Below are 11034 nucleotides of genomic sequence, written 5' to 3' on the forward strand. Positions count from 1 at the left end.
TCCGTCACCCGTCCCCCGACCACGCGCGCCGCGCCTCAAGTCAATCGCCCCCGTCCCCCAGCCACCGCAGCACCAGCAGGGCCACGTCGTCGGTGCGCTGCCGGCCCGCTCCGGCCTCCGTCACCAGCGAGTCGATGAGCGCCTCGAGGTCCTGGTCGTCGGCGCCCCCGAGGGTGCGGGCGAGGTCGGCGATCGACTCGTCGAGATCGGTGCCCGGCATCTCGATCAGGCCGTCGGTGTAGAAGGCGAGCATCAGGCCGGGGGTCAGGGGGATCTCCGTGACCGGGAACCGCGCCCCGGGGTCGATGCCCAGCAGCGGTCCGGGCGGCAGGTCGAGCGGCCTGGCCTCCCCGCCGGGCAGCCGCACCACGGGCGGCGGATGCCCGGCGCTGGCCAGCGCGACACGGCGGGCCGCGAAGTCCAGGCGGGCGTACAGGGCGCTGGCGAAGAGGTCCGCGCCGAGGTCGGTCAGGAGCAGGTTGGTGCCGCGCAGCACCCGGTCCGGGGTGGTGCCGAGCCCCGCATGGGCGTGGACGGCGGTGCGGACCTGGCCCATGAGCGCGGCGGCGGCCACGTCGTGCCCCTGGACGTCGCCGATCACGGCGGCGGCGCCGGTGGCACCCAGCGGGATCAGGTCGTAGAAGTCGCCGCCGATGTCCATGCCGCGCGTGGCGGGCAGATAGCGGGCGGCGATCCGCAGCCCCGGCACGTCCGGCAGGGTTCGCGGGAGCAGCGCCTGTTGCAGCCCGTGCGCGAGGTCGTGCTTGGTGTCGTACAGGCGGGCCCGGTCGAGGGCCTGGGCGACGAGACCGGCGAGGGAGGTGAGCACGGCGCGGTCCTCCGCCGGGAACGGGTGGGGACGGTCGTACGACAGGACGCAGCAGCCGACCGGCCGGCCGGAGACGATCAGCGGGAGGAAGGCCCAGGCCTGTTTGCCGCTGATGGCGGCGGCCTCCGGGTAGGCGCAGCGCATCTCCTCCCGGTCGGGGAAGAACTCCGGGACTCCGGTGGCGAGGACCCGGCCGGCCGGGGTGTAGCGGGTGTCGAGGGCGAGACCGTCGAGGCGTTCGACGGTCTCCGTCGGGTAGTCGCGGTGTCCGGTGATCCGCAGCCGGCCGGCGTCGACCGTGGACAGCACCATGCCCTGCGCGCCGAACGCGGGCATCACCTGGTCGGCGATCAGGTCCATGACGTCCTGCACACCGACCACCTCGGTGAGGGAGGCGGCCAGATGGGTGAGCTGGTAGAGGCGGCCCGCGCGGGGCTGCGCGGGGGCGCCCGCCGGCCGGGCGAGCACCGGCGGGGGCGGATGCGGGGCACCGCTCGGCACGATCCGCACGCTGATCCCGCTGGCGTCCGGATACAGGTGGAAGTCCAGTGGGGTGTCGGGCGGACGGCGTACGGAGAAGACGACGGGTTCGCGGCTGATGACGGCGGCACGGTAGCGGTCCTCGACGGCGGCGTCGTCGAGCCAGGGCAGGGAGTGCCAGGGCAGGGTGCCCAGCAGCCGGCCGGCTTCCTGGCCGAGCAGCCGGCAGGCGCCGGAGCTGAGATAGGTGAAACGGCCTTCGAGGTCCAGTGCGCAGCTGCCGCCGGGGAGTCTCTCGACGAAGTCGGCGGCGGCCAGCGCTGGGCCCGCGGCGCCGCCTGCCGACTCAGCGGCCAGCACACGGGGCGGCTCGTCGGGGGCGGGGGGCGCGCCGAGCGCCTCGGCCTCCTCCAGCAGCCGGGCCAGGCGCCGGCAGCGGGCCGTGATGTGGCCGCGTTCGCGCCGCGTCATGTCCTGCGGACGGCCGGCGGGCCACATCAGCAGCAACGCCCCCCACGGCCGCACCCCGGTCACGGGGGCCGCGGCCAGTGTCAGGGGGTAGGGCAACGCAGCCGCGGTGCGCGGATAGGAGCGGGCCATCTCCTCCTGGCTGCCGATCCAGACGATGCGTTCCTCGCGCAGGGCCACGGCCACCGGTGCGGGGGCGTTCAGCGGGATCCGGGCCCACGGCTCCGCCACCTCCGCGGGCGCGCCGCTCAGCAGGGCGAGGAAGAGGTGGCTGCGGTCCGGTGCGAGCAGGTAGAGGGCGCCGATGGACGCGCCGGTGCGGCGCACGGTCTCCGCGAACGCGGCGTCCAGCGCGTCGACCCCCGCCGCGTCGTGGCGCACATCGGTCATGGCAGCTCCAGCCGGGGCGGCCCCGGCACGGGCCGGGGGCCGGTCCGATGCCGCCTCTCACCAGGGACGGTACGCATCCGCGCCACGGCCGGCACGTCTTGCGTCCCGGCCTGCGCACGGCCGCGCACCCTTCAGTCCCGGTACCCCCGGGCGATGGATTCAGCCGCGTGCGGGGCATCTTCCTGCGCGACCGGCCCCTCGGAGGTTACCGTTCGGTAGTCGGTGGGTCCCCGCCGCGGACGTCGTCGTGCCGGAGGTGCCTCGTATGACCCTTGACCGCAGCGCGGGCCTGGTGGAGACCGCCCGTGCACTGGCCGCGGGCGAAGTCGGTTCGCGGCAGCTGACGCAGGAGTGCCTGGCGCGGATCGAGGCGACGCAGGGCACCCTGAACGCGTTCCGCGTGGTGCGGGCCGAGGCGGCGCTCGCGGAGGCGGACGCAGCGGACGCGCAGCTGGCCGCGGGGGTGCGTCGGCCGCTGCTGGGGGTGCCGGTGGCGGTGAAGGACGACATGGACGTGGCCGGGGAGCCGACCGCGTTCGGCTGCGGCGGCGACTTCCCGGCCGTCGCCGAGGACGGTGAGGCGGTACGGCGGCTGCGCGCGGCCGGGGCGGTGATCGTCGGCAAGACCAACACGTGCGAGTTCGGGCAGTGGCCGTTCACCGAGGGGCCCGCGTTCGGCGCCACCCGCAACCCCTGGAACCCGGAGCACACTCCGGGCGGTTCCTCCGGGGGCTCGGCCGCCGCCGTGGCCGCCGGGCTCGTCCCCGCGGCGCTCGGCTCGGACGGCGCGGGATCGGTGCGCATCCCGGCCTCCTGGACCCGTCTCGTCGGCATCAAGCCGCAGCGCGGCCGGATCTCGACGTGGCCGCGCGGCGAGTCGTTCCAGGGCATCACCGTCAACGGCACCCTCGCCCGTACGGTCGCCGACGCCGCGCTGCTGCTGGACGCGGCGAGCGGCAACGACCCCCGCGACCCGCACCGGCCGCCGCGGATCGACGCCGTGGGCGCGGTGGGCCGCGATCCCGGCCGGCTGCGGATCGCGCTCGCGCTGAAGCCGCCGTTCACCGCGGTGCGGGCCCGCCTGCACCCGGAGGTGCGGGCCCGTGTCCTCGACCTCGCGGGGAAGCTGGAGGAGCTGGGGCACAGGGTCACCCTGGCGGACCCGCCGTACGGGCAGATCGGGCTGACGTTCGTGCCCCGGGCCACGGCGGGGATCGCCGAGTGGGTGAGCGAGGCGCCGCATCCCGAGCTGCTGGACCGGCGCACCCGGGGCGCGGCCCGGCTGGGGCGCCTGCTGGGCGGGCCGCCGCTGCGGGCGGCACGCCGCGCGGAGGCGGTGCTGCACCGCCGTATCGGCGGGTTCTTCGCGTCGTACGACGTGATCCTCGCGCCGACCACGGCCGCTCCCCCGCCGCGGATCGGGGCGCTGATGGAGCTGGGCGGCCTGGCGACGGACCGGGCGATGATCGCGGCCTGCCCGTACGCGTGGACGTGGAACGTGCTGGGCTGGCCCGGCGTCGCCGTCCCCGCGGGTTTCGTCGGCCCCGGCCTGCCGGTCGGCGCGCAGCTGCTCGGCCCCGCGAACAGTGAGCCGCTGCTGATCTCGCTGGCCGCGCAGCTGGAACGCGAGCTGCGCTGGCACGAGCTGTGGCCCCCGCACGGGGCGGAGAAGGACCGGGCGGCGCCCGAGCCGGGTGACGCACTCCGCATGTGAGGCCCTAGGGTGCCCCCGTGACTGCGTTTACCGATGAGAGTGTCCCGGGCCGGTACGGGCCCACCGCCACCACCGAGGCCGACCCGCGCGAGGTCGGCCGGGTGCGTACCGAGTACTCGCCGGCCCACGACGGCGACCCGGATCCCGGGGAGATCGTGTGGACCTGGGTGCCGTTCGAGGAGAACGACGGGCGGGGCAAGGACCGGCCCGTGCTGGTCGTCGCGCGGGAGGCCGCCGGGACGTTCCTCGCCGTGCAGCTGTCGAGCAAGCGGCACGACGGCGACCGTGAGTGGGTGGCGATCGGCAGCGGGCCGTGGGACCGGTCGGGGCGTCCGTCGTGGGTGGACGTGGACCGGGTGCTGCGGCTGCACGAGAAGGGCATGCGTCGCGAGGCGTGCGCCCTGGACCGGGGCCGGTTCGACCTGGTGCGCCGACGGCTACGGGAGCGCTACGGCTGGAGCTGAGGTCGGGGGGTGTCGGAGCGGAGCATGCGCGCGGAAAGGCCCCTCGGCCGCGGCACGTGCGTGCTTCGCTCCGGTCGAGTCCGCCTGCCCGCGCGCCCGCACACCCCCAGAGAACACCTGTTCTTTTCTTACGGGTCCCGAACGCGGCCAGGGGCGCCCTTGTGCGAACCCTCCGGAGGGTCTTGGGTGGGACGAGTGCCGCTCTCGGGGCGACCCGCGCCGGGAGCAGTGGCATGGTGGACTCTCAGGAGGATCCCGACATGTCCGACTCGGAAAGTGGCTGTACGGATAGCGCCGCGGTCACCGAACCGGAAGTGGAGGCCCTGGTCAAGGGCATCTGTTTCAAGACCGGCCCGCCCCGCACCCTCGGGGTGGAACTGGAATGGCTCGTCCACGAGCTGCACGCACCGCGGCTCCCCGTCTCACGCGACCGTCTCGAAGCGGCCTACGCCGCCCTGCGCACCGTTCCCCTCACCTCGGCGCTCACCGTCGAACCCGGCGGCCAGCTGGAGCTGAGTTCGCTCCCCGCCGCCTCCCTCACCGAGTGCATCGGCACCGTCTCCGCCGACCTGGACGCCGTCCGCGCGGTGCTGCGCGACCAGGGTCTCGGCCTGGTCGGCCTCGGCCACGACCCCTGGCACCGGCCCCGCCGCTATCTGCGCGAACCCCGCTACGACGCCATGGAGGCGTACCTCGACCGCACCGGCCCGGCCGGGCGGCGCATGATGTGCACCTCCGCGTCGGTCCAGGTCTGCCTGGACGCGGGGTACGAGGAACCCGGCCCGCTGGGGCACGGGCGGCGCTGGTGGCTGGCGCACACGGTGGGCGCGGTCCTGGTGGCCGCGTTCGCCAACTCCCCCGTGGCCCTGGACCGGGCCACCGGCTGGCGGTCCACCCGGCAGCTGCTGTGGGCGGAGATCGGCCCCGGACGGGCCGGGGCGCCCGCGCCCGACGGCGACCCGCGCTCCGCGTGGGCCCGGCATGTGCTGGACAGCCCCGTGATGTGCATCCGGCGTGACGGCGGGCCGTGGGAGGTGCCGGACGGGCTCACCTTCCGGCAGTGGATCCGTTCGGGCGCGCCCAGGCCGCCGACCCGCGCCGACCTCGACTACCACATCACCACCCTCTTCCCGCCGGTGCGCCCGCGCGGCCATCTGGAGCTGCGGATGATCGACGCGCAGCCCGGCGAGGACGGCTGGATCGTGCCGCTCGCGGTGACGGCCGCGCTGTTCGACGACGCGCGGGCGGCGGAGACCGCGTACCGCGCGGTGAAACCGCTGACGGAGCGGACCCTCGGGCTGCCCGCCCCGCACAACCCGCTGTGGACGGCGGCGGCCCGCGACGGGCTCGCGGACCCGGAACTGCGCGAGGCCGCCGTCGTCTGTTTCGACGCCGCCCTGGAGGCGCTGCCCCGGCTCGGCGCCGAACCGCGCATCACCGCCGCCGTCGCCGGCCACCTGGACCGTTACGTCCGCGCGGGGCGCTGCCCCGCCGACGATCTGCTCGACCGGCTGGGCGCCACCGCCCCGGCCGCATCCCCGCCCCGCACGACCGCGCACGGGAAGGACTTCCGCCAGTGACCGAGTCCGCCGTCGACCCGCAGTCCGCGGGCACCGCCGGTTTTGCACCGGAGGACCCCGAGGTCTTCCGCAGGCGTGCCCTGACCACCCTGACCGCCGCCCGTGACCGCACCACGCTGCTCACCACCTGCGTCGACGAGCCCGACCTCACCGCGCAGCACTCGCCGCTGATGTCGCCGCTGGTGTGGGACCTGGCGCACATCGGCAACCAGGAGGAGCAGTGGCTGTGGCGCACGGTCGGCGGGCAGGAGGCGATACGGCCGGAGATCGACAGCATCTACGACGCCTTCGAGCACCCGCGTGCCGAACGCCCGAAGCTGCCCCTGCTGCCACCGGAGGAGGCACGCGCGTACGCGGCGGACATCCGCGCCCGGGTGCTGGACGTGCTGGAGCGGACCGCGTTCGACGGGTCCCGGCTGACCGAGGCCGGGTTCGCGTTCGGGATGATCGCCCAGCACGAGCAGCAGCACGACGAGACGATGCTGATCACGCATCAGCTCCGCCGGGGCCCGCGGGCCCTGACCGCGCCCGACCCGGAGCCGGCGCCGCTGTTCACCGGCCCGGCCGAGGTCCTCGTCCCCGGCGGCCCGTTCACGATGGGCACCTCCGCCGAGCCGTGGGCGCTGGACAACGAACGGCCCGCGCACACCAGGGACGTCCCCGCCTTCCACATCGACACCACGCCGGTGACGAACGCCGCGTACCAGGCGTTCATCGACGACGGCGGCTACGCCGACGAACGCTGGTGGACGCCGGAGGGCTGGGCGCACATCCGCGCCCACGGCATCACCGCGCCGCTGTTCTGGCGGCGCGACGGCCGGCAGTGGCTGCGGCGGCGGTTCGGGGTGACCGAGGTGGTCCCGCCGGACGAGCCGGTGCTGCACGTGTGCTGGTACGAGGCCGACGCGTACGCCCGCTGGGCGGGGCGGCGGCTGCCCACCGAGGCCGAGTGGGAGAAGGCGGCCCGCTTCGACCCGGCGACCGGGGGCTCGATGCGCTACCCGTGGGGCGACGACGACCCGCGGCCGGAGCACGCCAACCTCGGCCAGCGCCATCTGCGTCCCGCGCCCGCGGGCAGCTATCCGGCCGGTGAGTCGCCGCTCGGGGTGCGGCAGCTGATCGGCGACGTGTGGGAGTGGACGGCGAGCGACTTCACGCCGTATCCGGGGTTCCGGGCGTTCCCCTACAAGGAGTACTCGGAGGTGTTCTTCGGGCCCGAGTACAAGGTGCTGCGCGGTGGTTCGTTCGCCGTGGACCCGGTGGCCTGCCGGGGAACGTTCCGCAACTGGGACTATCCGATCCGGCGGCAGATCTTCTCCGGATTCCGCACGGCGCGCTCCGCGGAGGACGTCTGATGTGCCGTCATCTCGCCTATGTGGGCGATCCGCAGGCGCTGGGGCGGCTTCTGACGGAGCCGCCGCACGCCCTGTACCGCCAGTCGTGGGCGCCCCGGCACCAGCGGTACGGCACGGTCAACGCCGACGGTTTCGGTGTCGGCTGGTACGCGCCGGGCGACCCGGTGCCGGCCCGCTACCGGCGTGCCGGGCCGATCTGGGCGGACCTGTCCTTCGCCGACCTGGCCCGCGTGGTCCGCACGGGCGCACTGCTGGCCGCCGTACGGGACGCGACGGAGGCGGGTGCCGACGGGGAGGCCGCGGCGGCGCCGTTCGCGGCGGGGCGGTGGCTGTTCAGCCACAACGGTGCCGTCGCCGGCTGGCCGGGCTCCCTGGCCGCGCTGTCGCGGACGCTGCCGCCCGCCGATCTGCTCACGCTGGAGGCGCGCAACGACTCGGCGCTGGTGTGGGCGCTGGTGCTGGCACGGCTGCGGGCCGGCGACCCCGACGGGCAGGCGCTCGCCGACACGGTCACCGAGGTCGCCGCGGCGGCCCCCGGATCGCGGCTGAACCTGCTGCTGACGGACGGCACGACGATCACCGCGACCGCGTGGGGCGACACCCTGTGGTATCTGCGCGAGTCCGGCCGGGGCACGGTCGTGGCCTCCGAACCGTACGACGACGATCCGCGCTGGCGGAGCGTCCCCGATCGCACGCTGCTCGCGGCGCACCGCGGCGACGTGCTCCTGACGCCGCTGAAACACCTCGACGACGAGCCGGTCGAGGACACCGACGACGCCGCACCCGAGGAGCCCCGCACGTGAGCCCGTTCCGTATCACCCGCACCCTGCCCGAGGACGCCACGGAGGCGGCCCTGCGCGCCGATGTGCTGCACGGCCTGACCGCGACGCCGAAGACGCTGCCGCCGAAGTGGTTCTACGACGCCCGCGGCAGCGAGCTGTTCGAGCAGATCACCGGACTGCCCGAGTACTACCCGACCCGCGCCGAGCGGGAGATCCTGATCGACCGGGCCGGCGACATCGCCGCCGCGGCGGGCGCCCGCACGCTGGTGGAGCTGGGCTCCGGCTCCTCCGAGAAGACCCGCCACCTCCTGGACGCCCTGACCGGTCTGCGGGTCTACCTCCCGGTCGACGTCAGCGAGAGCGCCCTCGTCCGGGCCGGACAGGCGCTGGCGGCCGAACGGCCGGGGCTCCGGGTGCACGCGCTGATCGCCGACTTCACCCGTGAGCTGGAGCTGCCCGAGACGCCGGGGCCGCGGCTGGTGGCGTTCCTCGGCGGCACGATCGGCAATCTGCTGCCCGCCGAACGGGCCGCGTTCCTCGGCGCCGTGCGCGCCATGCTCGCGCCCGGGGACGCGCTGCTGCTCGGCACGGATCTGGTCAAGGACGAGCGGGTGCTGGTGCGGGCGTACGACGACGCGGCCGGTGTCACGGCCGCGTTCGACAAGAACGTCCTCGCCGTCGTCAACCGTGAGCTGGGCGCCGACTTCGACCCGGCCGCGTTCGACCATGTGGCCCTGTGGAACGCCGACGACGAGTGGATCGAGATGCGGCTGCGCTCCCGTGTCGCGCAGACCGTGAAGGTCCCGGCGCTGGACCTGGCGGTGGATTTCGCGGCCGGTGAGGAGCTGCGCACCGAGGTGTCGGCGAAGTTCCGCAAGGAGGGGGTGAGTGCGGAACTGGCGGCGGCGGGTCTGGAACTGACGCGGTGGTGGACGGACGCGGCCGGCCGTTTCGCGCTGTCGCTGAGCACGGTGCGCTGACCGTGGCGGTGGACCACCCACCTGCCTAGTACGGGACGGGGTCGCGGACGAGCGGGCAGGTCATGCAGTGGCCGCCGCCGCGGCCCCGGCCGAGTTCGGCGCCGACGATGGTGAGGACCTCCACTCCGGCCTCGCGCAGCAGGGCGTTGGTCTGGGTGTTGCGGTCGTAGGTGAAGACCACGCCGGGTTCGACGGCGACGGCGTTGTTGCCGCTGTCCCACTGCTGGCGTTCGGAGGCGTAGACGTCGCCGCCGGTCTCCACGATCCGCAGCGCGGGCAGGCCGAGGGCTTTGGCGACGACGTCGGTGAAGGGGGTGCTGCCCTCGTCGACGACGTCGAAGCCGGGTGCCCGGTCGCTGGGGTGCAGGGAGAAGGTGTGCACCGCCTCCATGATCTTCGGGTAGAGGGTGACGAGGTCGCGGTCGGCGAAGGTGAAGACGGTGTCCAGGTGCATGGCGGAGCGCAGCCGGGGCATGCCGGCCACGATGACCTGTCGGGCGGCTCCGGCGCGGAACAGGGCGGCGGCTACCTGGGTGACGGCCTGGCGTGAGGTGCGTTCGCTCATGCCCATGAGGACGACGCCGTTGCCGACGGGCATGATGTCGCCGCCCTCGAAGGTGGCCTGCCCCCAGTCGAGTTCGGGGTCGCCCCACCACACCGTGGCGTCCTTGAAGTCGGGGTGGAAGGTGTAGACGGCCTTCATCAGGAGGGTCTCGTCGTGGCGGGCGGGCCAGTACAGCGGGTTGAGTGTGACGCCGCCGTACAGCCAGCAGGTGGTGTCGCGGGTGTAGAGGGTGTTGGGCAGCGGCGGCATCAGATATTCGCGGGCGCCGGTGGACTCGCGGGCGAGGGCGAGGTACGGCGTGCGGTGTTCCTCGGGCAGGTCGGTGGTGGCGAGGCCGCCGATGAGAAAGTCGGCGAGCTGCCGCGGGGGCAGGCCGTCGAGGTAGGCGCGGGTGCCGTCGACGAGGCCGATGCCGACCTGGTTGGGGACGATCTTGCGGTCGAGCAGCCAGTCCTTCGCCTCGGGGACGGCCATGGTCTCGGCGAGCAGGTCGTGCAGTTCGACGACCTCGACGCCGCGGCGGCGGAGTTCCGTGACGAAGTCGGCGTGGTCGCGCTGGGCGTTCTCCACCCACATCACGTCGTCGAAGAGGAGGTCGTCGGAGTTGGTGGGGGTCAGGCGGCGGTGGGCCAGGCCCGGCCGGCACACCAGGACCTTGCGCAGCCGGCCGACCTCGGAGTGGACGCCCAGGGCGGGCCCGGGCTCGGTGTCATTGCTGGTCACGTGGGTCTCCGGGGGTCGTACGGGAGGGAAGCGGGGACGGGGGCGCGGGCGGCGGTCACAGGCTGATCCAGCCGACGGCGAGGGCTACGACGCCGAGGGCGGCACCCGCGACGGACACGGCGAGGACGACCAGTTCGGCCGGGGAGAACAGGCGTCTGCCCTGCTCGCGGCGGGCCATCACGAACAGGACGGTGGCCGGGGCGTACACGATGAAGGAGACGAGCACGAACCGGAGTCCGGCCGCGTACAGCAGGAACGCGGTGTACACCGTGGCGATCGCGGCGACGGTCAGTTCGCGGGCGCGGAGCCGGCCGCCGATGGTGAGCGGGTCGGGCCGCAGTCCGATGCGGACGGCGAACGCGGCTGCCAGGAGGTACGGGATGAGGGACAGGGCGCTGGTCAGGTCGAGGGCGAAATTGAACGCGTCGTCGGAGAACGCGGTGACGATCAGCACCAGCTGGACCAGGCAGGACGTCAGCAGCAGCGCGGGCACGGGCACGTCGGCGGAGCTGACGCGGCGCAGGAAGCGCGGCATGTCGTCGTCCTTGGCGGCGACGAGGAGCACCTCGGCGGCCATCAGGGATGCTCCTATGGCTGTCAAGCCGCTGGAGCCAGGTCGGTTTGAGTGATTCGTTCGGTCGGTGTGCTGGTCAGGGCCCGGTAGACCTCGCGGGCCACGAAGCGTTTGAGGCAGCGCATGATGT

General features: G+C 74.2%; 8 protein-coding genes and 1 pseudogene. 6 read left to right on the forward strand and 3 right to left on the reverse strand.

The annotated features are described in order from the left end of the window. Positions 1–40: 40 nt before the first annotated feature. Complete coding sequence (locus MTQ10_RS21360; protein WP_247470776.1) at positions 41–2167, reverse strand: SpoIIE family protein phosphatase; 2127 nt, start codon at positions 2165–2167, stop codon at positions 41–43. A gap of 265 nt (positions 2168–2432) precedes the next feature. Between MTQ10_RS21360 and MTQ10_RS21365 the strand changes: the two genes are divergently transcribed. The 6 genes from MTQ10_RS21365 (at position 2433) to egtD (ending at position 9042) form a co-directional block, all read left to right on the forward strand. Continuing rightward, positions 2433–3881, forward strand: coding sequence for an amidase (locus MTQ10_RS21365; protein ID WP_247470779.1), 1449 nt, complete (start codon positions 2433–2435; stop codon positions 3879–3881). Positions 3882–3898: 17 nt separating this feature from the next. Further along, entirely contained in the window at positions 3899–4345 is a 447-nt protein-coding gene (locus MTQ10_RS21370; protein WP_247470782.1) for a type II toxin-antitoxin system PemK/MazF family toxin, read from the forward strand. Positions 4346–4605: 260 nt separating this feature from the next. Beyond that, positions 4606–5925, forward strand: a complete 1320-nt coding sequence (gene egtA / locus MTQ10_RS21375) for an ergothioneine biosynthesis glutamate--cysteine ligase EgtA (protein ID WP_247470786.1) — start codon at positions 4606–4608, stop codon at positions 5923–5925. Continuing rightward, positions 5922–7280: an ergothioneine biosynthesis protein EgtB gene (egtB, locus tag MTQ10_RS21380; RefSeq protein ID WP_374117661.1), complete on the forward strand. Its 1359-nt coding sequence runs from the start codon at positions 5922–5924 to the stop codon at positions 7278–7280. Before egtA ends, egtB begins: the two co-directional genes overlap by 4 nt. Then, positions 7280–8083 carry an ergothioneine biosynthesis protein EgtC gene (egtC, locus tag MTQ10_RS21385; RefSeq protein WP_247470789.1) on the forward strand — a complete coding sequence of 268 codons (804 nt, stop codon included), beginning with the start codon at positions 7280–7282 and terminating at the stop codon, positions 8081–8083. The genes egtB and egtC overlap by 1 nt, the downstream gene beginning before the upstream one ends. Beyond that, entirely contained in the window at positions 8080–9042 is a 963-nt protein-coding gene (gene egtD / locus MTQ10_RS21390) for an L-histidine N(alpha)-methyltransferase (protein ID WP_247470793.1), read from the forward strand. Before egtC ends, egtD begins: the two co-directional genes overlap by 4 nt. A gap of 25 nt (positions 9043–9067) precedes the next feature. Here the strand turns inward: egtD and MTQ10_RS21395 are convergent, their stop codons facing one another. Further along, entirely contained in the window at positions 9068–10330 is a 1263-nt protein-coding gene (locus MTQ10_RS21395; RefSeq protein ID WP_247470796.1) for an arginine deiminase, read from the reverse strand. Between the two features lie 55 nt (positions 10331–10385). Continuing rightward, positions 10386–10913, reverse strand: a pseudogene (locus MTQ10_RS21400) (amino acid permease); the annotation flags it as partial. Between the last annotated feature and the right edge of the window lie 121 nt (positions 10914–11034).

The organism is Streptomyces sp. XM83C, from assembly GCF_023072675.1.
Taxonomy (GTDB): domain Bacteria; phylum Actinomycetota; class Actinomycetes; order Streptomycetales; family Streptomycetaceae; genus Streptomyces; species Streptomyces thermocoprophilus.